This window comes from Nocardia sp. NPDC050793 (assembly GCF_040654065.1).
Classification (GTDB): Bacteria; Actinomycetota; Actinomycetes; order Mycobacteriales; family Mycobacteriaceae; genus Nocardia.
In genome coordinates this window covers 40,608-64,646 of record NZ_JBFAHG010000006.1, presented here as the reverse complement: position 1 = coordinate 64,646, position 24,039 = coordinate 40,608, and the positions used below count along the sequence as shown (strand labels likewise).

Annotated in this window: 21 protein-coding genes; 10 read left to right on the top strand and 11 right to left on the bottom strand. The window is 68.9% G+C overall.

Features of this window, described 5'->3' with window-relative positions; genetic code table 11:
* Window positions 1-180: 180 nt before the first annotated feature.
* The 6 genes from AB0H50_RS21825 to AB0H50_RS21800 all read left to right on the top strand — a co-directional run bounded on the left by AB0H50_RS21825 (window position 181) and on the right by AB0H50_RS21800 (window position 4,457).
* Window positions 181-993, top strand: coding sequence for an LmeA family phospholipid-binding protein (locus AB0H50_RS21825; RefSeq protein ID WP_357455522.1), 813 nt, complete (start codon window positions 181-183; stop codon window positions 991-993).
* Window positions 990-1,439: a thioredoxin family protein gene (locus AB0H50_RS21820; RefSeq protein ID WP_357455519.1), complete on the top strand. Its 450-nt coding sequence runs from the start codon at window positions 990-992 to the stop codon at window positions 1,437-1,439. Before AB0H50_RS21825 ends, AB0H50_RS21820 begins: the two co-directional genes overlap by 4 nt.
* Window positions 1,440-1,721: 282 nt before the next feature.
* Window positions 1,722-2,294: a DUF4395 domain-containing protein gene (locus tag AB0H50_RS21815; RefSeq protein ID WP_357455516.1), complete on the top strand. Its 573-nt coding sequence runs from the start codon at window positions 1,722-1,724 to the stop codon at window positions 2,292-2,294.
* Window positions 2,295-2,323: 29 nt separating this feature from the next.
* Window positions 2,324-3,157 carry a sulfurtransferase gene (locus AB0H50_RS21810; RefSeq protein WP_357455513.1) on the top strand — a complete coding sequence of 278 codons (834 nt, stop codon included), beginning with the start codon at window positions 2,324-2,326 and terminating at the stop codon, window positions 3,155-3,157.
* Window positions 3,158-3,162: 5 nt separating this feature from the next.
* Window positions 3,163-3,468 carry a DUF1416 domain-containing protein gene (locus AB0H50_RS21805; protein WP_063023277.1) on the top strand — a complete coding sequence of 102 codons (306 nt, stop codon included), beginning with the start codon at window positions 3,163-3,165 and terminating at the stop codon, window positions 3,466-3,468.
* Between the two features lie 263 nt (window positions 3,469-3,731).
* The gene (locus tag AB0H50_RS21800) at window positions 3,732-4,457 is read left to right on the top strand and encodes an FABP family protein (protein WP_357455510.1); all 726 of its coding nucleotides are present in this window, start codon (window positions 3,732-3,734) and stop codon (window positions 4,455-4,457) included.
* A 66-nt stretch (window positions 4,458-4,523) separates the two neighbouring features.
* Here AB0H50_RS21800 and AB0H50_RS21795 read toward each other — a convergent pair whose 3' ends face one another.
* The 6 genes from AB0H50_RS21795 to AB0H50_RS21770 all read right to left on the bottom strand — a co-directional run bounded on the left by AB0H50_RS21795 (window position 4,524) and on the right by AB0H50_RS21770 (window position 12,914).
* On the bottom strand, window positions 4,524-5,111 hold the full coding sequence (locus AB0H50_RS21795) for a Uma2 family endonuclease (protein ID WP_357455507.1): 588 nt from the start codon (window positions 5,109-5,111) through the stop codon (window positions 4,524-4,526).
* A gap of 269 nt (window positions 5,112-5,380) precedes the next feature.
* Complete coding sequence (locus tag AB0H50_RS21790) at window positions 5,381-7,009, bottom strand: ATP-binding cassette domain-containing protein (RefSeq protein WP_357456114.1); 1,629 nt, start codon at window positions 7,007-7,009, stop codon at window positions 5,381-5,383.
* A gap of 196 nt (window positions 7,010-7,205) precedes the next feature.
* Window positions 7,206-9,320 carry an ATP-binding cassette domain-containing protein gene (locus tag AB0H50_RS21785; RefSeq protein ID WP_357455504.1) on the bottom strand — a complete coding sequence of 705 codons (2,115 nt, stop codon included), beginning with the start codon at window positions 9,318-9,320 and terminating at the stop codon, window positions 7,206-7,208.
* Between the two features lie 6 nt (window positions 9,321-9,326).
* Window positions 9,327-10,358, bottom strand: coding sequence for a cytochrome d ubiquinol oxidase subunit II (gene cydB / locus AB0H50_RS21780; protein ID WP_357455501.1), 1,032 nt, complete (start codon window positions 10,356-10,358; stop codon window positions 9,327-9,329).
* 11 nt (window positions 10,359-10,369) lie between these two features.
* Window positions 10,370-11,863 carry a cytochrome ubiquinol oxidase subunit I gene (locus AB0H50_RS21775; RefSeq protein WP_357455498.1) on the bottom strand — a complete coding sequence of 498 codons (1,494 nt, stop codon included), beginning with the start codon at window positions 11,861-11,863 and terminating at the stop codon, window positions 10,370-10,372.
* 130 nt (window positions 11,864-11,993) lie between these two features.
* Complete coding sequence (locus tag AB0H50_RS21770; RefSeq protein WP_357455496.1) at window positions 11,994-12,914, bottom strand: aminodeoxychorismate lyase; 921 nt, start codon at window positions 12,912-12,914, stop codon at window positions 11,994-11,996.
* Window positions 12,915-13,084: 170 nt separating this feature from the next.
* On the opposite strand from AB0H50_RS21770, the gene AB0H50_RS21765 reads away from it, so the two are divergent.
* The 4 genes from AB0H50_RS21765 (at window position 13,085) to AB0H50_RS21750 (ending at window position 16,444) form a co-directional block, all read left to right on the top strand.
* Window positions 13,085-14,200, top strand: a complete 1,116-nt coding sequence (locus AB0H50_RS21765) for a folate-binding protein (RefSeq protein ID WP_357455494.1) — start codon at window positions 13,085-13,087, stop codon at window positions 14,198-14,200.
* 66 nt (window positions 14,201-14,266) lie between these two features.
* A complete protein-coding gene (locus tag AB0H50_RS21760; RefSeq protein WP_357455491.1) occupies window positions 14,267-14,965 on the top strand; it encodes an MOSC domain-containing protein in 699 nt (232 codons plus the stop codon).
* Between the two features lie 141 nt (window positions 14,966-15,106).
* Entirely contained in the window at window positions 15,107-16,057 is a 951-nt protein-coding gene (locus tag AB0H50_RS21755) for an asparaginase (protein ID WP_357455488.1), read from the top strand.
* A 174-nt stretch (window positions 16,058-16,231) separates the two neighbouring features.
* The gene (locus tag AB0H50_RS21750) at window positions 16,232-16,444 is read left to right on the top strand and encodes a DUF3073 domain-containing protein (RefSeq protein ID WP_357455487.1); all 213 of its coding nucleotides are present in this window, start codon (window positions 16,232-16,234) and stop codon (window positions 16,442-16,444) included.
* 226 nt (window positions 16,445-16,670) lie between these two features.
* On the opposite strand, the gene purM is transcribed toward AB0H50_RS21750, so the two are convergent.
* The 5 genes from purM to AB0H50_RS21725 all read right to left on the bottom strand — a co-directional run bounded on the left by purM (window position 16,671) and on the right by AB0H50_RS21725 (window position 23,827).
* Window positions 16,671-17,747, bottom strand: coding sequence for a phosphoribosylformylglycinamidine cyclo-ligase (gene purM, locus AB0H50_RS21745; protein WP_357455484.1), 1,077 nt, complete (start codon window positions 17,745-17,747; stop codon window positions 16,671-16,673).
* A 387-nt stretch (window positions 17,748-18,134) separates the two neighbouring features.
* A complete protein-coding gene (locus tag AB0H50_RS21740; RefSeq protein ID WP_357455482.1) occupies window positions 18,135-20,009 on the bottom strand; it encodes an ABC transporter ATP-binding protein in 1,875 nt (624 codons plus the stop codon).
* On the bottom strand, window positions 20,002-21,030 hold the full coding sequence (locus tag AB0H50_RS21735) for an ABC transporter permease (protein WP_357456111.1): 1,029 nt from the start codon (window positions 21,028-21,030) through the stop codon (window positions 20,002-20,004). Before AB0H50_RS21735 ends, AB0H50_RS21740 begins: the two co-directional genes overlap by 8 nt.
* 80 nt (window positions 21,031-21,110) lie before the next feature.
* A complete protein-coding gene (locus AB0H50_RS21730; protein WP_357456108.1) occupies window positions 21,111-22,121 on the bottom strand; it encodes an ABC transporter permease in 1,011 nt (336 codons plus the stop codon).
* An 89-nt stretch (window positions 22,122-22,210) separates the two neighbouring features.
* The gene (locus AB0H50_RS21725) at window positions 22,211-23,827 is read right to left on the bottom strand and encodes an ABC transporter substrate-binding protein (RefSeq protein WP_357456105.1); all 1,617 of its coding nucleotides are present in this window, start codon (window positions 23,825-23,827) and stop codon (window positions 22,211-22,213) included.
* Window positions 23,828-24,039: the final 212 nt, after the last annotated feature.

Genomic DNA, 24,039 nt, shown 5'->3' with positions numbered 1-24,039 from the left:
CTCCTCCCATCTCGTAGCGCCGAAGCAACGGCAGCATCGCCGTAGCCGCATCGCTAATACACAGGTAATCGAGTGCAAGATTAGCGCGTCAACCCCGATGACCTCGCCATCCGGGTGAGGGAAGTGCCGACGATGAGACCGTCGCAACCCCGAGCTCGCCGTCGCATTACTGTTCATGGCATGCGCAAGCTGATCATCGGACTGCTGTGTCTCGGGGGTTTGGCGGTCGTCATCGATTTCGGTGCCGCCGCCTACTCGGAGAACCGCGTCTCGCGCACGCTGCGCGAGGGGACCGATCTCAGCGCCGACCCCGAGGTCACCATCCATGGCTTCCCCTTCCTCGGCCAAGCCATCGACGGCCGCTACCAGAGCATGGTGATCCGCGCGGACGTGGTCCGCCCCGACATTCCCGGCGAGATCAGGGTCGACGCGACGCTCACCGGCGTGCGGGTGAGCATGAGCGACCTGGCCGACGGCAACGTGCGCAAGGTGCCGGTGGAAAAGATCCAGGCGGGGATGCGCATCGAGCCGGTCGAACTGGGCCGCCTGTTCAATATCCCCGACCTGCAAGTGCATTCGCGTCCGGCGGACAAATCCGACGGAACGGGCGGCTCCGGCGGCACCGGCATGACCACCGAGGGTGCGCTCGTGCTCACCGGCACGCTGCCGGGCAGCACCCTCCAGCCCGGCAAGTCGGGCGCGCAGAGCGGTGACAAGGTCGCGGTGCAGGCCGAGCTGACGCTGGACGGCGACCAGGTCAAGATCGTCGCCACCGGCTTCTACCGCAGCAGCGACACCGACCTGACCACCACCGCCGTCGTGCCCGAGACCGACCGGCCCGCGGTGCTCGCCCGCTTCACGCGCACTATCGATACGAAGGACCTGCCGTTCGGCGTGCGCCCGACGAAGGTGTTCGCGCTTGGCGGGCAGATCTTGGTCGAGGGCAAAGGAGAGAACGTGACAATCGACCTGGACCAGCTGCAGAGACCATGACCGAACTCACACTGCTGGCCCTCGTTCTGCTCACCGCGCTCGCCGTCGGGCTGGTGCTGCGCGGCCGCCACGGCAAACTGCGCGCGGCCGCTCCCGCCACCGAGACCGGCTCCGCGCGCGCCGCCCTGCTCGCCTCGGTGGGCGTCACCGGATCCGGTCCCGCGGTGCTGCACTTCTCCGCCGACTGGTGCGGACCGTGCGCCGCGGTTCGCCGGGTGGTTGCCGGAGTCGCGGCGGACCTGGCGGAGTCGCCGCGCCCGCCGCAGGACATCGAGGTCGACATCGATGCCGAACCGGCGCTGGCCAGGGAACTGAACGTGCTCTCGCTGCCGACCACGTTCGTCTTCGACATCGAGGGCAGGGAGCGCTTCCGCATCTCCGGCGTGCCCAAGGCGGGCGATCTGCGCACCGCGTTGGCCCCCTTGACGGGGCAAAACCAGTCGTAAAGCCGCTGGACGGCGACTGTGACGTACCCCCGGTCCCAATTCCCCGGCCGAATTGGGTAAACTGCCTTTCGTGCAATCCGACCACGAGCTGATGCTCACCCGACGCCGCACAGTGGATCTGTGTCGGCTCGGTGGTTGTTGCTGCCTGTGCCGCTGATCGGTCGGCTGTCCCCGGAATCTTCCTGACGCCGACCGCTGCCCGCCGCGCGAGTGATCGCTCGATCCCCCGGCGAGCTGGCAACTTTCCAGCCAATCAATGCATTCAGCGCAGGAGTACGCACAATGTCCACCGAAACCCGGAACACTTCCGAAGAGACAGCCATTCCCCCCGCGATCGACCGCGTCGACGTGCGCGGTCCGCGCTTCGCGGCCTGGGTCACCACCGCCGCGCTCGTCCTGGTGCTGCTGACCGCGGCCGTCTCGCCTGTCGCCGCGGCGGTCCTGATCGCGCTGCAGGCAGTCGTCTTCGCGATCGGCGCGGCCGCCGGTCCGCGCAAGCACCCGTACGGCCGGATCTTCGCCACGTTCCTCGCGCCGCGCCTCGCCCCCACCAGCGAGACCGAGCCGACGCCGCCGCTGCGATTCGCGCAGCTGCTCGGCTTCGTGTTCGCGGCCGTCAGCCTGCTGGGCTTTGTGCTCGGCTCCACAGTCGTCGGCGCGGTGTTCGCCGGCTTTGCCCTGTTCGCGGCGTTCTTGAACGCGGCGTTCGGGGTCTGCCTGGGTTGCCAGATCTACCCGCTGGTCGCCCGCCTCCGCCGGAACAGCGTCCATGGCGGCGTCCGCGGTCCCTCCGTGGTCATGCGCGCTTCCGCCTCAGGGCCTGACGCTCCCGCCGGGGCCCCGGCATCGAACTGACCCTGCAAGTCATCTCTGAAAGGAAAACAATGGCTCGCTCCGATGTCCTGGTCTCCGTGGACTGGGCCGAAGAGAACCTCAACGCCCCCGGCGTCGTCTTCGTCGAGGTCGATGAGGACACCTCCGCCTACGATGGCGGCCACATCGAGGGTGCCGTCCGGCTCGATTGGAAGAAGGACCTGCAGGATCAGGTTCGTCGTGACTTCGTGAACCAGGAGCAGTTCTCCGATCTGCTCTCGGCGCGGGGCATCGCGAACGACGACGAGGTCGTCCTCTACGGCGGCAACAACAACTGGTTCGCCGCGTACGCGTACTGGTACTTCAAGCTGTACGGCCACAACAACGTCAAGCTGCTCGACGGCGGCCGCAAGAAGTGGGAGCTGGACGGCCGTCCGCTGTCCACCGAGGCCGTGAACCGTCCCGGCACCCAGTACAAGGCGTCGGCCCCCGACCTGTCGATCCGCGCGTTCCGCGACGAGGTCATCGCGGCCATCGGCGCCAAGAACCTGGTCGACGTGCGTTCGCCTGACGAGTTCTCCGGCAAGATCCTCGCTCCCGCGCACCTGCCGCAGGAGCAGAGCCAGCGTCCCGGCCACATCCCCGGCGCCATCAACGTGCCGTGGAGCAAGGCGGCCAACGAGGACGGCACCTTCAAGTCCGACGCCGAGCTCACCGAGATCTACAAGGAAGCCGGCCTCGACGGCGAGAAGGACACCATCGCCTACTGCCGCATCGGCGAGCGTTCCTCGCACACCTGGTTCGTGCTGCAGGAGCTGCTCGGCCACCAGAACGTCAAGAACTACGACGGGAGCTGGACCGAGTACGGCTCTCTCGTCGGTGCACCGATCGAGTTGGGAGCGTAATCAACATGTGTGCAGCACCTACCCAGGGTCAGGCCATCCCCGCAGGCGTCGACGTGGAGAAGGAGACGGTCATCACCGGCCGCGTCCTGAGCACCGACGGTCAGCCGGTCGGCGGCGCGTTCGTGCGGCTGCTCGACGGCAACGGTGACTTCACCGCCGAGGTCGTCGCCTCCGGCACCGGTGACTTCCGGTTCTTCGCGGCCCCGGGCTCGTGGACCGTCCGTGCGCTGTCCTCCGCGGGCAACGGCTCGGCCGAGGTCCGCCCCGAGGGCGCGGGCATCCACGCCGTGGACGTCGCGGTCGCCAAGTAAGGCGCGTCGAACACCCAACGGCCCCGGCGCTTCCCCCGCGGAAGCTCCGGGGCCGTTGTGTTGCCCGGAAGTGGCGCTCGTTAGACTCCGAGACGTGGTCCTCTTCTTCGAAATTCTGCTGATCCTGGTGTCCGTGCTGATCGGCTGGTTCGGGCTGTACGTCTTCTACCGGCTGTTCACGGAATCATGAGTGAGCGAAGCGAGCGAATCATGTGCCAGCGCGCGTCGCGCATGCCGGAGTCGAGCGCCAGCGAGACGCAGGCATGAGTGACCTCGCGAGCGAAGGTTCCAACCCGGCCGAGCGAGCGAGTGAACAAATGAACGGCAGCGCTCCCGCAGGAAAGCCCCAGCGCGGTGACGACTTGGCCCGGCGCAGCGGCGATCAGGCGGTGGCCGAGGCCGCCGAACGCGCGAAATCGACCGGCGCCCGCAACATTCCGGTACTGCCGGATCTGCCGCTGCCCGAGGACACCGCGAACCTGCGACTCGGGCCGGACCTCAGCGCGTCCATGCTCGCGCTGCTGCCCATGGTCGGCGTCTGGCGCGGCGAAGGCGAGGGCAACGACCCCGAGCGCGGGGATTACCGCTTCGGCCAGCAGATCGTCGTCTCGCACGACGGCGGCGACTACCTCTCCTGGGACGCCCGCTCCTGGGTCATCGAGGCCGACGGCAGTTACGGCGGACCCGATCTGCGCGAGAGCGGTTTCTGGCGGGTCGGCATCGACGGCAACGACGAGGTCATCGAACTGCTGCTGACGCACAGTTCCGGCATCGTCGAACTCTTCTACGGCACCGCCCTCACCCAGTCCTCCTGGGAGTTGGCCACCGACGTGGTCATCCGCAGCCAGTCCGGTGTCGTCGTGGGCGGCGCCAAGCGCCTCTACGGCATCGTCGAAGGTGGCGACCTCGCCTACGTCGAAGAACGCGTGGTAGCCGACGGCCCCCTCGAACCCCGCCTCTCCGCCCGCCTCCAGCGCTACATCGGGTAGACGGGCTCACCGACCACGCCCGACGACAGTCGCCCGGTCTTCAAGCTCGGCCGGGCTGCGCTCGACTCATCCCCGTTGCCCGATCGCCGTCAGGTCGATGTCGATCGGGAACGGCACGCTGATCTTCAAGCGGTCGTGGAAGATGCCCACCGGCACAAAGCGATTCGAGACGGGATCGAGCTCGTACGCGTACACCACGACCAAGTCGTCTTCGCCGCGCTCGACGCGCCAGTAGTGCGGAATTCCCGCCTTGGCGTACTTCAGTGGCTTGGTGTCGCGGTCGCGCTCTTCGGAGTCGGGCGAGACCACTTCGACGGCCAAGAAGAGATCTTCGGCGAAGTAGTAGGTCTCTGGGTCCGCACGGTTCATCGCGTCGAGTGTCACCACGATGACGTCCGGCTCCGGCATCTGGCGGTTTCCGAGCTTGACTGCCATTTCCCGATCGGCTCGAAGATGCGGGGGTGCCTGTAGGTCCAGTTCCCGCCGGAAGAGATCGAGTACCTGCCGGTGCCACTTCCGCTGCGGGCTCACGAAGATGAGACTCCCATCAATCAGCTCGGTGTGCTTCGGGAGGCCGCGCATCCGTAGGAACTCCTCGACAGTGAAACCGCCAGCAGGCGGAATCACCCAATCGGGCAGCGGCTCAACGGTCATTGGCCCAGCGTAGCGGCTCCGCGAACGTTCAGCCCCCGAAAAAGGAACGACCCCCGAGCCGTACCGGTGCGGGTTCGAGAACCTGCACGGGTCCCGGTCGGACAAGACCGGGGGCTCGGGGGCCGGGTGACTGCTGGTATTCGCTCAGCGCACGCGCGGGCGGATACCACCTGCAGCGGTGGCGCTAGCGGACAGCCACCTCACGTGTCCTGGAATTACTCATTCTTCGAACCACCTCCTTCCTGTGTACTGACGAAACTAGCGAAGGATCAGCAGGTCGGCAACGGAATTTCGCGCGGGGCGGAAACGGCGCCGTTGCGGGCCGGATATTCGACCGTGACCTGGGCCGATGCGTCGACGTGCACGACCGCGTCGGCTCGGTGACCCGCGGGCAGCTGATGGGTGACGACCACCACTGCCCGGTCCGGATCGACCAGGCCGCCAGCGGGGTCGAGCAAAGCTCGCAGCAGGTCCGCGCCCGCCTCCGCCTCGAGGTGTTCGGTGGGTTCGTCGAGCAACAGCACCTTGGCCGGTGCGAGCAGGGCGCGAGCGAGCAGGATGCGGCGGCGCTGTCCCCCGGAGACCGCTGCCGCGCCGCCGATCAGTTCGGTGTGCAGCCCGTCGGCGAGCGAATCCAGCCAGTCGCCCAGACCGACCGCGCGCAGCGCCCGCTCCGCCTCCGCTTCGGTGATGTCGCCGCGCGCCACGCGCAGGTTCTCCAAGACGCTGGTGCCGAAGAGGTGGGCGTCCTCGGCGAAGAAGGTTGTGCCGGGCCGCGGGGTGTCGAAGAGACCGGCCCAGGACATGAGCAGCGTGGTCTTGCCCGCCCCGCTCGGCCCGACGACGGCGATCCGGCGTCCGGCGGGCAGCTCGGGCAGCTCGCGCGGCAAACCGGCCGCTCGGCGCGGGTCGGCGGACTCGGCGGCGGAGAGTCTGCGCAGTGCGGCTCGCGCCGTGGTGATGGCCTGCGCGGCGGCGGGCAGCGGGGCGACCGCTTCGAAAGCCGAGAGTGGTAGCAGCACCAGGATGGTGAGGGCCATCGGCGTCATCGCGCCGGGCGCGCCGCCGTGCGGGCCGTAGCTCGCGATGCCGATGAGCAGGGCTCCCAGCACACTCGCGCCGATGGCGAGCGGGGTCGCCGCGGCCGCAGCGGCGGTGTGCGACGCGGCCTTGTCCTCGGCGGCCACCGCGCGCTTGCCCGCGTCCTTCGCGGCCGCCAGCGCCGTATCGAGCCTGCCAGCGACGCGCAGTTCGGCCGCGTGGTCCAGCACGGTGAGCGCCTGCGCGGTGAATTCGGCACGGTCGGCGCGCACCGCGGTCTCCGCCTCGCGCGCGGCCCGCGCCGAGAGCCAGGGCGCGAGAATCCCGGAGACCCCCAGCGCCGCGGCCAGAATCACCGCGGCCGCAACGGAAATCGTCGCCAGCAGCCCGATCGCGGCGAACGCCAGGACGACGGCGACCACGATCGGCACCAGTGCGCGAACGACCACCGCACCGAGATCATCGATGTCGCTGCCGACGCGGACCAGCAGATCACCGCGCCGCAATCGCGCCGCGCTTTCCGGCTCCGCGTCCTCCGACGTGGTCCGCGCCCGGCGCAGCCACACGTCCGAGCCCGCCAGCGTGCGGTAGACGCTCGTGCGCGCGGTCGTCATCGACCGCAGCGCGACATCGTGCGTCGCAAGCCTTTCCAAGTACCGGCACAGGCCACGCGAGATGCCGAGCGCTCGCACCGAAACCACCGCGACGCTGAGGTCGAGCACCGGCGGCATCTGCCACGCCCGCGCGATCAGCCACGCGGCCAAAGCCGCCAGTCCGAGTCCGCTTCCGAGAGCCAGCACGCCCCAGCCGACCGCGACGGCGACCCGCCACCGGGAAAGCTCCAGCAGACCCCACATGCGGCGCAGATCGGCGATGATCGACCCGCCATCGGGTTGTACGTTTTCCGTGCTCACGTGCCGCTCACCACCCCACCGAGCGTCGAAGCCGATCCGTGCGCAAACGCCGCCCGGCTGTCGCCACCACCCGCCGCTGGAAGGACTTCGGCCGGATGCCGATCCCACCGGAGGAAAGCATTCGTCGCGCGTGCGGTGCTCATGACCCGCTCACCGCCCCGTCGAATGCCGACGCGCGCACAGGCACAACGTAATCGGCGGCGGCAAGAACGGTTGGCCGGTGGCCGATGACGACGACCGTCGCTCCGTCGCGGGCTTTGGCCTGGAGGGCGGCGAGCACCGCGGACTCGCTCGCGGCGTCGAGATGGGCGGTCGGCTCGTCCAGCAGAAGCACCGGACGGTCGGCGGCGAGCACCCTGGTCAGCGCGAGGCGCTGGCGTTGACCGAGCGACAGGCCGGCGCCGCCCGCACCGACGACGGTGTCCCAGCGCTGCGGCAGCTCGTCCAGCACGGCGTCGAATCCGGTGGCGGCGCAGGCTGCTTCGAGGGCCGCCCCGCGATCCGCGTCGGCGGCGGCCCGCGCGCCGAGTAGTTCCAGGTTCTCCCGCAAGGTGCCCGGCACCAGCACCGGCCGCTGCGGCAGCCAGGCCACCCGCGCCCACCACGACTCGGCGTCCAGCTCTCGCACATCGGTACCGTCGACGAGCACGCTCCCGATCTCCGGCCGCACGAGACCGAGCACGGCGAGCAGCGCCGTGGACTTCCCGCTCCCATTGGGACCGGTCAGGACGGTCACCGCGCCCGGACGCAAGACCGCCGCGAGCCCCTCCGGAGCCAAGCCGTCCCGTGTGCGCACACCCAAGTCGCGAATCGCTATGCGACCGAGCGTCTTTCGCTCCTGCGTCGGGCCGGTGGGCAACTCCTGCTCACTCGGTCTGCCTGCGCTTCCGACATCAGGACGGACGCCCGCCCCACCCTCGGCAGCGCCGCCCGAATGCGCGGGACGGTCGACCACCGAGTCGGGGACTCGTTCCACATCGGCGGGCTCGATGCCAACGGCCGCCGCCGACGCGCCATCGGCGCCGCCGATACCCGCCGAACCCTCGGCAGCATCATCCGCGCCCGCCGACCCGTGGACCGATTCCACCCGTCGGATAGGCGCGCTGCCTGCGGCCGCCGCCGAGCCGCGCGCTTCGCCCGGCTCCAGAATCGCGAACGCCTTGTCGGCCGCCGCCATCCCGTCCTGTGCCGCGTGAAACCGCTCGCCGACCATCCGCAACGGCAGGTACACCTCCGGCGCGAGAATGAGCGCGACCAACCCGGCGTAGAGGCTCATCCCGCCGTAAACCAGGCGCAAGCCGATGGACACCGCGATCAACGCCACGCTCAGCGTCGCGAGCAGCTCCAGCACCATCGAGGACAGGAACGCGATCCGCAGCGCCCGCATGGTGCGCGATCGCAGCGCGTCGCCGAGCTCGTGGACGCGCTGCGCCATGGTGCGACCTCGCGCCGAATCACGGCCGCCCGCATGATTCACGCCGACCGAGCCCACATCCCGCTGCGCCGACTCCGCGTCCTGCTGCGCACGAGCCGAACCGGTCCCCGGTCGAGCCACCGCAGGACCGGCGTCCGACCGGGCCGCGTGGTCCACGCCGCCCTCCCGCCCCAGCGCGCGCAACGTCGGCATCCCGGCGAACAGATCCAGCAGCTGATCCGACAACCGCGTCGTCGCCGCCAGCGTCGCCGCAGCGCGTCCCTGCGTGAGCAACCCGATCAGCACCATGAAGATCGGAATGAGCGGCAGCGTGACCAGCGCGATCCCACCGGAAACCAGATCGTGCATCGCGATGACGGCCAGCACGATCGGCGGCACCAGCACCGCGAGCAGCAGCGCGGGCAGGTAGCCGCTCAGATACCCGCGCAACCCGGACAGACCCGTGCCGACCACCACCGCGAGTTCGGTTCTCCGGCTCTCCAATTCACGCGGAGCCAGCCGGGCACCGGCCGCGAGCACTTCCGTCTCGAGCTCCGCGACGACATCCGCCGCGGCCCGGTGCGCCACCCTGGCCTGCACCCAGGTCGCCAGCACCCGGGCGCCGATCGAGCCCGCCAGCACCGCGATTTCGACCGTCCACGAACCGAATCCGCGCGCACCCGGGTCGGTGATGACGCCGGCCAGCACCCTGGCCAACGTCACCGCGGTGACCACGATCGACACCGTGATCACCCCGGACAATCCGACGCTCAGCACCAGATACCTGCGGGCCGAGCGGGCATATCGCCACAGGCGCGGGTCGAAGGGCGGACGTGCCATGGCCGATCAGTCCTTCACCGGCCCCAGCGGCAGCCCGGTGTGCGCCGGAATCTGCTCCACCGTCAGGCGTTTGCGGAATACCCAGTAGGTCCACGCCTGGTACCCGAGCACCACGGGCGTGACGATCACCGCGGCCCAGCTCATCACCTTCAGCGTGTAAGGCGTCGAAGAGGCGTTGTCGATGGTGAGGTGGAACGCGTCGCTGATGGTGGAGGGCAGCACATTCGGAAACAGCGAGCCGAACAGCAGCACCGTCGCGGCGCCGATGGCGAAAGTCGTTCCGGTGAACGCCCACCCGTCGCGTCCGGCGAACACGGCGACGGCCGCGACGACCAATCCGAGCACCGCGACCCCCAACGGAATCCAGGTCCACCCGGCGCCGTAGGCGAGCTGCGTCCAGACGCCGAACCCGGCGACGACCAGCGCGGTCGGGGCGAGCAGCAGCCGCGCGAGGCGCACCGAATCGGCCCGCACCTCGCCACCGGTCTTGAGGCTGACGAAGATCGCGCCGTGCAGCAGGAACAGCAGACCGGTGGTCAGCGCGCCCAGCAGCGCGTACGGGCTGAACAGATCCGCCGCCGAGCCGACGATCTGCTTGTCCGCGTCCAGCGGCACCCCGCGCACGATGTTGGCGAACACCCAGCCCCAGGCGAACGCGGGCAGCCAGGAGCCGATGCCGATGCCGATGTCGCAGCGGGCCCGCCAGGCGGGATCGTCGATCTTGGCGCGGTATTCGATGGCGCAGATGCGCAGGATCAGCGCGACGAGGATCAGCAACAGCACGAAGTAGAACCCGGAGAACAGGCTGGCGTACCACTCAGGGAACGCCGCGAACATCGCGCCCGCCGCGGTGATCAACCACACCTCGTTGCCGTCCCACACCGGGCCGATGGTGTTGAGCACCACGCGCCGCCTGGTGTCGCTGCCCTTGCCGAGGATCGGCATCAGCATGCCGACGCCGAAGTCGAAACCCTCCAGCACGAAGTAGCCGGTGAACAGGACGCCGATCAGGACGAACCAGAACTCTTGCAGACTCATCGTCGGGCTCCTCAGTACGCGAACGAAAGCTGTTCGACGGCAGGTTCTTCGGTGCGCCCGCGCTCACCGGGGCCACCGGTGTCGCCGGGGCCCGCCGGCTTGTGCGTTGGCTGCTCCGGCCCGGCGATCACGTACCGCCGCATCAGGTAGAACCACACCACCGCTAGCACGCCGTAGAGCAGGGTGAACACCACCAGCGAGGCGACCACGGTGCCCGCCGCGTGGTCGGAGACGCCCTGCTGCACCGTCATTCGCAGGGCGGGGTCACCGGTCGGGTTCGGCACCACCACCCAGGGCTGGCGGCCCATTTCGGTGAACACCCAACCCGCGCTGTTGGCCAGGAACGGCGTCGGAATGGCCAACAGGCTCAGCCACGAGTACCAGCGCTGATCGGGCACCCTGCCGCGCCTGGTGAGCCACAGTCCGACGAGCACCAACACCATCGAGCCCGCGGCGAGACCGATCATGGCTCGGAACGACCAGTAGGTGACGAAGAGGTTGGGCCGGTAATCGCCGGGGCCGAACTTTTCGATGTAGGCCTTTTGCAGATCTTGGACGCCGTCGAGGGTGACGTCGGTGAACTCGCCCTCGGCCAGGTACGGCAGCACGTACGGCACTTCGATCACGTGGGTGACGCTGTCGCAGTTGTTGTGCGTACCGACGGTGAGCACCGAGAAGTGCGGATCGGTCGCGGTGTGGCACAGCGATTCGGCCGAGGCCATCTTCATCGGCTGCTGCTCGAACATCAGCTTGCCCTGGACGTCGCCGGTGAGCACCAGCGCGATGCCGGAGACCACGATCACCCACATGCCCGCGCGTCCGGCGGGGCGCCACATGGTGCGCGCTTCGGTGGCCTTGGCCGGATCGCCGCTGCGCGCGTTACGCACCATCCACCAGCCCGCGATGCCCGCCACGAAGGTGCCCGCGGTGAGGAACGCGCCGGCGACCACGTGCGGGAAGGCAGCCAGCGCGGTGTTGTTGGTCAGCACCTCCCAGATGCTGGTCAGCTCGGCGCGCCCGCGCTCGGGGTTGTACCTGGCGCCGACCGGGTGCTGCATGAACGAGTTGGCGGCGACGATGAAGAAGGCGGAGGCGTTCACGCCGATGGCGACCATCCAGATCGCGCCCAGGTGAAGCAGTTTCGGCAATCGCGTCCAGCCGAAGATCCACAGGCCGATGAAGGTCGACTCGAGGAAGAAGGCGACCAGCGCCTCCAGCGCCAGCGGCGCGCCGAACACGTCGCCGACGAAGCGGGAGTACTCGCTCCAGTTCATGCCGAACTGGAATTCCTGCACGATGCCGGTGGCGACGCCGAGCGCGAAGTTGATCAGGAACAGTTTGCCGAAGAACTTCGTCAGCCGGTACCAATGGTCCTTGCCGGTGATCACCCACGCCGTCTGCATGCCCGCCACGAGCGGCGCGAGACCGATGGTGAGCGGGACGAATATGAAGTGGTAGACGGTCGTGATGCCGAACTGCCAACGTGAGATGTCCAGAACACTCATCCGACCCTCCAGCCTTACTACGACGTGTCGTAGTAAATGCTACGCGGCGGGGTCCGGCAATCAACGTGCGTTAGGACACGACACGCATGGGGAGCAGGCGGCTGTCCGCCTCGGCGAGGCGGACGTCACCTCACCAATCGCCGATGGCGCCCGCCCGATCGATACCGCGATCGACCAGCTCGATGATCTCCTCCGCGTTGTCCGGCGCCGACATACGCAAACCGTCCAGCGAATTCACCCGCGCGGCAAGGCTGATGCTGGAGACCAGCCAGATACTGTCGCAGGTCAGCAAATCCGCGGTGAAGAGCAGTTCGTAGCTGCACGTCCACCCGGCCTTCTGCGCCTCGCTGAACAGCGCGCGCTGCGTGACGCCGGGCAGCACACCGTTCTTCGCGGGCGGCGTGATCAGCTTCTTGTCGCGCGCGATCACCACCGTGGAACGCGGACCCTCCAGCACCCGGTTCTCGGTGCTGGTGAAGATCACGTCGTCGGCGCCCATCCGGTGCGCGAAACGCAGTGCGGCCATGTTCGTCGCGTAGGACAGCGTCTTGGCGCCGAGCAGCTGCCACGGCGCGGCCTGGGCCAGGTCGATCGAGATGCCGCGCGGCAGCGTCACCACCGAGATGCCCTCGGTGCGCGCCTTCGCCACCCGATCGGGCACCGGCACCACCAGCACATAGCAGGTCGGCACCGGGACCGCCGCGGCCAGATCGCCCGAGGTGACGCTGGATCGCGCGCCGGAGAGTTCGGAGTCCCGGCCGCGGGTCAGCACCAAGCGCATCATGCCCTCGCGCTCACTGCCCCACTCCTTCGCGGCGGTCTCGACGGCCTCGCGCCAGCGGCTCAGTTCGGGCTCGGGTAGCTCCAGCGCCTGCGCCGAGCGCCGTAGCCGGCCGAGGTGGAATTCGAGTGCACACGCGGTCCCGCCGCGCACCAGCACTGTTTCGAAGACGCCGTCGCCGCGCAGCACTCCGATGTCATCGGCGAACAGCAACGGCGCGTCCGCATCCTGGACGACACCGTCGAGTGTGACAAGAACCCGATCTACCATGCGTCGAGCGTAGGCGGTATGCGCTGCACTTGCCTATGTTTGCCGCCGCCTCGCGCGTGTCCGCGAGTCATCGGCGGACACGCCGCGCGCCGCGCCGTTCCGGCGGCGCTGCAACGGCCGCGACCAGGCGTCCACGGACCGAGTCCGGCACTACCACTACAGTGGAGAACGTGTCCGTGGTCGATGCACCCAGCCCTCTGCTTTCCCTTCCGGGCGCCGTCGCGGGTCCGCCCGGCACTCCGGACGCCACCGTCGCGTGGCATTACGGCAATCCCTTCGGCGAGCAGAAGGCCGCCGCGGAACGCGTCGCGGTCATCGATCGCTCGCACCGCTTCGTCCTGAGCATCACCGGCGCCGAGCGATTGAGCTGGCTGCACACCATCACCAGCCAGCACGTCGCCGACCTCGCCGACGGACGGTCCGCGGAGAATCTCGACCTCGATCTCAACGGTCGCGTGCAGCACCACTTCGTGCTCACCGACCTGGACGGCACGGTATGGGCCGACACCGAAGCCGATCACGGTCCGGCCCTGCTGGATTTCCTGCGCAAGATGGTGTTCTGGGCCGACGCCCAACCGCGCGAGGCCACCGACCACGCCGTGCTCAGCCTGCTCGGACCTCGGGTGCGCGAGCTGACGGACGCACTGGGCGTGGCCGATCTGCCCGGCGTCTACGCGGCCGTGCCGCTGACGGGCGGCGGCTTCCTGCGTCGCATGCCGTGGCCGACCACCGACTCCTTCGATCTGGTGATCCCCCGCGAGCGGCTGTCCGAGTGGTGGTCGAAACTCACCGAAGCGGGCGCCGAGCCCGCGGGCATGTGGGCCTTCGAGGCGCTGCGGGTGGCCGCGCTGCGCCCGCGCATCGGCCTGGACACCGACGAGCGCACCATCCCGCACGAGGCCCGCTGGATCGGCGGCGTCGACGAACACGGCGCCGTGCACCTGGACAAGGGCTGCTACCGCGGCCAAGAGACCGTGGCCAGGGTGCACAACCTGGGCAAGCCGCCGCGCCACCTGGTCCTGCTGCACCTCGACGGTTCCGCCGACGAGCGCCCCGCGCCCGGCGAGAACGTCACCGCGGGCGGTCGCACCGTGGGCAGGCTCGGCACCGTGGTCGACCACTACGAGCTCGGCCCGATCGCGCTGGCCCTGATCAAGCGCACGATTCCGGCCGACACCGCGCTCGTTGCCGGTCCGTGCGCCGCCGCCATCGACCCCGACTCGGTCCCCGCCGACGACGAGCCGCAAGCAGGCCGTCTCGCCGTCGACCGGCTACGCGGACGGTGATCCGCCCCACCTCGCTCGACGCCGAGCCTCGCGATTCCCACCAACTCGACGAAGGGAGCGGCGCCGATGCGCAGCGATGACACCGCCCGAGTGCTGGCGGTCTGCGTGGTGCACGCCGATCTGGAGGTGCCGACCAGGGTCGGCCGCACCGCCATCGACAAGCGACCCGTCGCGGGCCGAGTCGGCGTCCGCGCCCTCGGACTGGACGGCGACCACGTCTGCGACACCAAGCACCACGGCGGCGTGCATCAGGCGGTCTACGCCTACGCCGAGCACGACGCGCAGCGCTGGGCCGACGAACTCGGCAGGGAGCTGCCCGCGGGCTGGTTCGGCGAGAACCTGCGCATCAGCGGCCTCGAGGTGAGCGACGCCGTGATCGGCGCCCGCTGGGCGATCGGCGACACCCTGCTCGAGGTGAGCGCGCCGCGGGTGCCGTGCGCGACCTTCCAGCACTGGTCCGGCGAGGCGCAGTGGGTCAAGCGCTTCACGCTGCGCAGCAATACCGGCGCCTACCTGCGCGTCCTCACCGAGGGCACGATCGGCGCAGGCGATACCGTCGAGGTGGTGCACGTCCCCGGCCACGGCGTCACCGTGCGCGACGTGTTCACCGGCGCCGACATGGATCGCCTCGCCACCCTCCTCGAACACGAATCCACCATCTCCGACGACATCCGGATGCAGATCGACCGGCACGCCCGCCGGTACACCAACGCCGCCCGCGCCGCCGAACGGCGCGGCGATCTCTCGACGGGAGCCGCGCGATGAGCGAGCGAATCATGTGCCAGCACGCTTCGCGCATGCCGGAGTCGAGCGCCAGCGAGGTGAAGGCATGAGCGAACGCAGTGAGCGAATCATGTGCCAGCGCGCTTCGCGCATGCCGGAGCCGAGCGCCAGCGAGGTGGAGGCATGAGCGTCGAACTGGTCGAGGTCGTCCGCTCCGGATTCCGCGAATGCGTGCACCGCGGTTCCCTGGTGATCCTCGGCGCCGACGGCGAGCCGACGCATCAACTCGGCGAGGTGCACGTGCCGATCTTCCCGCGCTCGACCAACAAGCCCATGCAGGCGATCACCCTGTTGCGCAACGGTTTCGAGCCGGTCGACGACGCCGAGCTGGCCATCGCCACCGCGTCGCACTTCGGCGAACCCGATCACATCGCCCTGGTCGAGCGGCTGCTCGACCGGTTCGGTTTCCCCGAGACGGCGCTGGAGTGCCCGCCCGATCTGCCCTTCGAGGAGCGGGCCCGTGCCGCCGCGCTGACCCGTGAAGAACCGCGCCGGATCTACATGAACTGCTCCGGCAAGCACGCGGCGATGCTGGCGACCTGCGCGATCAACGGCTGGCCGACCGAGGGCTATCTCGACGAGGCGCACCCCTTGCAGCGGGCGTGTATCGCGAACGTCATCGAGATCACCGGCGAGCCGGAGACCGATCTCGGCATCGACGGCTGCGGCCTGCCCATCGTCCCGGTTTCGCTGATCAACCTGGCCCGCGCCTTCGCGACCATGGCCACCGCCGAGCCGGGCACGCCGCCGCGCCGAGTCGCCGACGCGATGCGCGCCAATCCGCGAGTGATTTCGGGCACGAACGCACCCGATTTGCTGGCCATGGCCGCGACTCCCGGCCTGGTGTGCAAGATCGGCGCCGATGGCGTGCACGCGGGTGCGTTGCCCGACGGCAGGGCCTTCGCGTACAAGATCGACGACGGGCACGACCGCGCGCGGATGCCCCTGACGCTGGCGATTCTGCAACGGATGGGCGTCGAGTGGACCGAGGCGCACACCGACCTTGCGGCCCAGCCGGTACTCGGCGGCGGCGCTCGAGTCGGGGTGATCCGGACAATTCCCGGCGTACTCTAACGACCGGACACACGGCGACAACCGGGCAAACGGGGTCCGTTCGGGAGTTCTTCCCCTACTCCTGGAAGCGCGACCGCCGGACACACGCTAAAGTGTCTGTCAGGAAGAGTATTAATTCGAACGGGGCCGCCAACAAACCCCAGGCCGCCCCGCAGTGACGCGAGGGGGTCAGCCATGGGCCGTGGCCGGGCTAAGGCAAAGCAGACCAAGGTCGCACGCGAGCTGAAGTACAGCTCAGCGCCGACCGACTTCGCGAGCCTTCAGCGCGAGCTCTCGGGAAGCCCCACCACCCAACGCAGTGGCGGTGTGCTGTCCGATGAGCATGACGCGGACGCGTCCTCGTCCCGCTGGGACGAGGACGATGACTACGACGACTGGCGCCGCTGACTCGGATAAAACGTCACGAAGGGGGAGGCCATCCGGGCCTCCCCCTTCGAACGTTGACACCGAGACAGGGACATCGCCTTAGAGGCTTGCCATACAACGAGATCAGCGTCCCGCATCCGATGGTGCGGGACGCTGATGTCGTATGAGCCGGGTACCACCGGCCGCGCGCCGATGATCCGAGCCGGCTGCCGAAGCCGCGGAGTCTCACGGCAGCCGGCGGCTACGGTCAGAAGCGCGGGTGCTCGCCGAGCAGCACGGCGCGGGCGGCGTCGGACTCCTTGGCCTTCTTCACGGTGCCGAGGGTCCAGCACTCGATGTGCCGGGCGGTGAGCACCGCGAGGGCGCGATCGACGTCTTCCGGAGCGACGACCGCGACCATGCCGACGCCCATGTTGAACGTCTTCTCCATCTCGGCCCGCTCCACCCGGCCGCGCTGGGCGATCATCTTGAACACCGGCGCCGGATTCCAGGTGCCGCGATCCAGCTCGGCCACCATGCCCGCCGGAATGACGCGCGCCAGGTTCGCCGCCAGCCCACCGCCGGTGACGTGCGCGAAGGTGCGCACATCGGTCTCGGCGACCAGCGCGAGGCAGTCCTTGGCGTAGATACGGGTCGGCTCGAGCAGCTCCTCACCGAGGGTGCGGCCGAACTCCTCCACATGCCCGGTCAGCGACATCCGGTCGATGTCGAGCAGCACCTTGCGCGCCAGGCTGTAGCCATTCGAGTGCAGACCCGAGGAACCCATCGCGATCACCACGTCGCCGGGACGCACCCGGTCCGGGCCGAGCACCGCGTCGGCCTCGACCACGCCGACACCGGTCGCGGACAGGTCGTAGTCGTCGGGATCCATCAGACCGGGGTGTTCCGCGGTCTCGCCGCCGAGCAGCGCGCAGCCCGCACGGACGCAGCCCTCGGCGATGCCGGAGACCAGCTCGGCGACCTTCTCCGGGACAACCTTGCCGATGGCGATGTAGTCCTGCAGGAACAGCGGCTCGGCGCCGCAGACGACGAGATCGTCGACAACCATCGCGACCAGGTCGAGGCCGACGGTGTCGTGCTTGTCCAACGCCTGCGCGACCGCGATCTTGGTGCCGACGCCGTCGGTGGAGGCCGCAAGCAGCGGTTCACGGTAGCCACCCTTGAGCGCGAACAACCCGGCGAAGCCGCCGAGCCCACCCTGAACCTCGGGACGGGTGGCCTTCTTCGCCAATGGCCCGAACAACTCGACTGCGCGGTCACCTGCCTCGATGTCCACGCCTGCCGCGGCGTACGAGGCACCACCAGTGGGGGTCTGTTCAGTCATTTTCGGTGAAAGCTCCAAACCGAATCGGCGGATAGATGCCTGCTCACGCTAGCCTATCCGCCTCTCCGAGCCTCTTGCCGGTCTTCAGTGCCGTAATCCTTGTGATGCCGGGCCGGCGGTTGGGGTCGGTGGCCGGGTTCTGGGCGTACCCGGTGAGTTACCCGGATTCTTACGAAATCAGTTGTCGCGTTTTCGTTCCTGTTCGCCGCTGATCATTGTGCCCGGTCCTTGGGGAAAACGGGGTGTGTTGGGCACGCTTCGGCGTCATGTGGCCGGCTCGGTGGGGTCCGGGTGAACGGTGCGTCCGATCCGGGTCCGATGACGCGGAGCCCGTTCCATCGGGTCCTGGCGGCGGGCCTGCCGAGCGCGCCCTCCGGGCGGCGCGGTTCACTCCGGCGGTCCAGGGGCGAACAGTGCGGCGGCCTCGGCTCGGCGTCTGCGCTGTTCGACCGGATCGGGCACTGGAACGGCGGCGACCAAGCGCCGGGTGTAGTCCTGGCGTGGGGATCGCAGGATCGCGTCTCGGTCACCCTGTTCGACTACCGCACCATCGCGCAGCACCACGATGCGGTCGGCGAGTTGGTCGACAACGGCCAGGTCGTGACTGATGAACAGGCACGCCCACCCGCACTCGCGCTGGAGTTGGGCGAACAACTCCAGCACCGCGGCCTGCACCGAGACGTCCAGCGCGCTCGTCGGTTCGTCGGCGACGAGCAGATCGGGGTCGAGCGCCAGCGCGCGCGCCAGGCTGGCCCGCTGACGTTGGCCGCCGGACAGTTCGTGCGGATAGCGCCGTTCCACGCCCGCGGGCAGGCGCACGTCGTCGAGCAGCGTGCGGACCCTGGCGCGGATCACCGCCTGTGTGCCGATCTTGTGCACGATCATCGGCTCGGCGACACAATCGCCCACGGTCATCCGGGGATTCAGCGAACTGGCCGGATCCTGGAAGACGAAACCGAACCGCCGCCGAATCGGCCGCAGCCGCCGCTGCGAGAGACCCGCGATGTCCTGGCCACGCACCCGCACCACCCCCGACGTGGGTCGCTGCAATGCCGCGACGCACCGGCCGATCGTGGACTTGCCCGACCCTGACTCCCCCACCAGCCCCACCGTCTCCCCCGCGGCGATGGACAGATTCACCCCGTCCACCGCACGGAACCGCGGGCGGCCGAAGGGTCCGGGAAACTCCACCACGAGATCGCAGACCTCGAGCACCGGTACTCGCGCACCGAGCCCGCTGGTCCCAGCCTCGACGTCGGCCCCGGCGCCTCCTCGGGTTCCGCCGCCCGCGACAGTCCCACCACTCGTGGCAGTCCCAGGCTCCGCAGCAGGCTCACCGCGCGCAGCACTCCCGGCGCCCGACGCGATCCCTGCGCCTTGGGCAGGCTCGGCGTCCGCGGCCGGTTCCGGCGATTGCGACGTATCGACCTGCGGCTCACTGCTTTTCACCCGCCGCGCGCCCAAATGCGGCACCGCCGCGAGCAACGCGCGGGTGTAGTCAGCCTTCGGCTCGGCGAAGAGTTCGTCCACCGGAGCCTGTTCGACGACCCGGCCCTCGCGCATCACGACCACCCGGTCCGCGAGATCCGCCACCACGCCCATGTTGTGGGTGATGAGGACGATCGCGCTGCCGAGGCGGTCGCGCAGATCGCGCAGCAGGTTCAGGATCTCGGCCTGCACGGTGACATCCAGAGCGGTGGTCGGCTCGTCGGCGATGATCACCTTGGGCTCGCAGGCGATGGCGATGGCGATCACCACGCGCTGCTTCTGCCCGCCGGAGAGCTGGTGCGGGTAGTAGTCGACGCGGTGCTCGGGATCGGGCAGACCGACCAGCCGCAGCAATTCGACGGCGCGCGCCGCGGCCGCCTTGCGCGACAGGTCGGTGTGCGCCCGCAGCGCCTCGGCGATCTGGAAGCCCACCGTGAACAGCGGGTCCAGCGCCAGCCCCGGCTCCTGGAACACCATGGCGATCGCCCCGCCGCGCAGCGCGGTGAGCTGGCGTTCGGACATCCCGGTGATCTGCTGTGCGCCGAGTGTCACCAGTCCGCGCACCCGCGCGGTCGACGGCAGCAGCCCCATGGCGGTGCGCGAGCTCACCGACTTGCCCGACCCCGACTCCCCCACGATCGCGAGCACCTCGCCGGGGAACACCTCGTAGGACACGTCGGCCACCGCGTGCACCGGGCCCGCGTCGGTGGCGAAGGTGACCGACAGCGCCTCGATGGACAGCGCGGGCCGCCGCTCGTCGCGCACTTCAGGCATGGTCGCCCTCCAGTCTCCTCGAATCTTCGTTCAGGGCAGCGGGTTCCGTCGGCTCGGCGCCGCCCGACTGCTCGGCATCGACGCTGTCCTGCACCGGCATCTCCGGTTCCCCGGTCGCGCCGATCACCACGTCGCTGCCCACCGCCACCGGCGCCGCGGTACGCCGGGTGCGCAGCAGTGGGTTGAGCACCTCGTTCAGGCTCTCGCCGACGAGCGTCATCCCGAGCACGACGAGCACGATGGCGGTGCCGGGGAAGACCGCCGTCCACCAGATTCCGTTGGACACCGCGGCCAGCGACTTGTTCAAGTCGAAACCCCACTCCGCTGCCTGGGTCGACTCGATGCCGAAGCCGAGGAAGCCGAGCCCGGCCAGCGTCAGGATGGCCTCGGCCCCGTTGAGCGTGACAATCACCGGCAGCGACTGGGTGACGTTGGCGAGGATGTGCCGGAACAGAATCCGCGCCGTCGACGCGCCGGTGACCCGGGCGGCGTCCACGTACGGCTCCTGCTTCACCGCCACGGTGGCGTTGCGCACCACCCGGAAGTACTGCGGCACGAAGATGGTCGTGATCGCCACGGCAGCGGAGAGCACGCCGCCGAACCCGCTGGACTCCCCGCCCGACACCACGATGGACACCACGATCGCCAGCAGCAGCGTCGGGAACGCGTACAGCGCGTCCATGACGGTCACCAGTACCCGGTCCACCCAACGCCCGACGTACCCGGACACCAGACCGAGCGGCACACCGACGAACAGCGAGAGCACGAGCGACACCACGATCACCCACAGCGCCGTTCGCGCGCCGTAGAGCACTCTCGAGAACACGTCCTCCTGCGCGACGGTGGTGCCGAACCAGTGCTGCGCCGAAGGAGGTTGGTACTGACCGAAACTCACGCCGTCCTCGGCCGTCTGCGCCAACCCGTAGGGCGCGAGCAGCGGCGCGAACACCGCGACGAACAGGAATCCCGCGATCAACACCAGACCGACGATCAGCGTGACGCGCTGCAAGCCCGCGGTCATCGAGAACAACCGAAGGCCGGGAAGTCCCCGGCGCGGCGCGAGCACGGGGGCGGGCTCGGTCACCAGTTCCGGAGCGGTCATCAGAACCTCACCCTCGGATCGATCAGCGCGACAAGGGCATCCACCACGAAGCTCATCACCGCGACGACCAGCGCGATGAACGCGACGATGCCCTGCACCGCAATGAAGTCGCGTGCCTTGAGGTATTCGGCGAGCTCGAAGCCGAGTCCCTTCCATTCGAAGGTCATCTCGGTGAGCACCGCGCCGCCGAGCATCATGGCGATGTACATGCCCATCACCGTGACGATCGGGATCATGGCGTTGCGCACGGCATGCCTGCCGGTGACCACCCGTGCGGACAGGCCACGCGCCCGCGCCGCGTCCACGTAGTCGCTGCGCAAGGTCTGGATCAGGTTGATCCGCACCAGCCGCAGAAACACCCCCGCGGTCAGCAAGCCCAGCGCGATCGCGGGCAGCACCGCGTGTTTCAGCACGTCGATCAGATAGGCGCTGTCGCCGTAGAGGATCGCGTCGACCACCATGATGTCGGTCTTCGGCGAGACGTGCTGCAGCCGCAGTTCCACGTCGGCGCTCGCCCGACCGGAGACCGGCAGCCAGCCGAGCCGCACCGCGAACAAAAGCTTGAGCAACAGTCCGACGAAGAACACCGGCGCCGCGTAGGCCAGGATGGCGAACAACCGCAGGGTCGCATCGCGCGCCGAATCCCGGTGCGTCGCGGCGTATCTGCCGAGCGGGACGCCGATCGCGAAGGCGACGAGCAGCGCCCAGCAGACCAGTTCCAGGGTCGCCGCGCCGCGGGTGGCGATGACGTCGGCGACCATCCGGTGGTCCTGGGTCTGCCCGAAATCACCGCGCGCGAGGCCCGAGAGATACTCCCAGTACTGCACGAGTATCGGCCGGTTCAAGCCCGCCGCCTCACGCCGCTGCTCGATCTGGTCCGGCGGCAGCCGCCCGCCCAGCGAGGCCTCGATCGGATCGCCGATCACTCGCATCAGGAAGAACACCGCGGTCACCAGGATCCAGGCCGTCACCGGGATCAGCAGCAGCCGCACCCCCAGGTACCTGGCCAGTGCCGGCCCGCGGGAATCCCCACCCGCCCGCGGCAGCGTGAACCGCCGGGCCCGCGGCGCGATCGCCGCGGGCCCGGTCCCCTCCGACGTCACTTGCTCAGCACCGTGTAGCGGAACTTGAACGACAGATCCAGCGTCTCCTCCATCCCCTGCACGCCGTTGGCCGCGACGCCGATCTGCTTGCCGGACAACAGCGGAACGATCGGCAGGAAGTTCTGCGCCAGATCGCGCTGCACCTGCTGGATCTGCTGGAGCCTGCGATCCCGGTCCGGCTGGGTCGCCTCACCGACCAGCTGCGCGGTGATGGCGGGATCCTCGAAGTGCGACTGCAGGAAGTTGTTGGGGCCGAAGAACGGCGAGAGGTAGTTGTCCGGGTCCGGGAAGTCGGGGAACCACCCGAACTGGTAGAGCGGATACGCGTCGCGCGCCCGTTCCCGTTGGTAGCTCACCCATTCCGTGGACTGGAGGTTCACCCGGAACAGGCCGGTGCCCTCCAGCTGCGCCTTGATCGCCTTGTATTCCTCGGTGCTGCTGGAGCCGTAGTGGTCGGGGTTGTACTGGAGGTTGAGCTCCACCGGTGCCGCGACGCCCGCGTCGGCGAGGAATTTCGCGGCCGCGTCCTTGTTCGGGCCCGCGCCGTAGATCTCCTTGAACGGTTCGGCGGCGCCCGGAATACCCTGCGGCACGGACGAATACGCCGGAACATAGGTGTCCTTGTATACGTCGCGTGCCAGCGCGGCCCGGTCCAGGGACGACGCGACCGCCTTGCGCACCGCCAGCTTCTGCTCCGGTGTGCCGCCGGGCATGGTGTTCATGTTGAAGACGATGTAGCGCAACTCGCCGCCGGGACCGTCCAGCACCTTGACCTTGTCGCTGCCGCGCAGACCCTCGATGTCGGTGGGCGTCAGCGAGCGGTAGCCTGCGTCGATCGCACCGCTCTGCAGGTCCAGCTTCATGTTGTCGGTGGTGGCGTAGTACTTCGCCGAGATGCGCGGCGTCTTCGGGGTGCCGAGAATGCCGCGGTAATCCGGATTCGCCTGGTACTCGACCAGTTTGTTCTTGTCGTAGCTGGTGATCGTGTACGGGCCGGAGTAGCCCTTGGCGCGCACCACGTCCTCGTCGGCCATCACCTTGTCGGCCGGGAAGACCTGCTCGTCCACGATCGGCCCCGCCTGGGTGGGCAGGATCGCCGGGAAGGTCTGGTCGTTGGGGACCTTCAGCGTGAAGGCGACGGTGCGGTCGTCGACCACATCGGTTTTGTCCAGGTTGCCGAGCAGCGAGGCGGGGCCGTTCGGGTCGTTGATGCCGAGCATGCGGTCGAAGGAGAACTTGACGCTCTTGGCGGTCAACGGATTTCCGTTGGCGAACTTCAGCCCGGCCTGCAACGTGCAGGTGTACACCGTCGGCGTGGTGAACTCGCACTTCTCGGCCGCGTCCGGTTTCGGGGTCGGGTCGCCGGGCGCGAAATTCAGCAGGTACTGGTAGATCTGCGTCTCGGCGACCAGCGATCCGTTGTCGTAGGCGGCGGCAGGATCGAGCGAGAAGATCTTGTCCGTGGTGCCGACGATCAGCCCGGCGCCGTCGTCTCCGTCGCCCGTCCGCCCAGATCCACAGCCCGCGAGCAGCGACGCCACCAGCGCCGCGAGCCCGACCGCCGCAATGCCTTTCGCTCGTCTCCGCCCGCCCGGCGTCCTCGAAACCCTCATCATCCGGCCCCACTTCTTCGAGCGCGCCGCACCGCGACACCTGGATCACAGGCCCGGTCCGGACGCGGTGAACTTCCGATATAGCTGGCGACCGTACCCACGAACCATTTCCGGCACATTGCATTTTCAAAAGAAAAATCACCGGGCTGCTATCGCCCGTCGCGAACCGTGCACGGCCACACCGGCATCGCCCGGTCGAATGTCCAAGAACG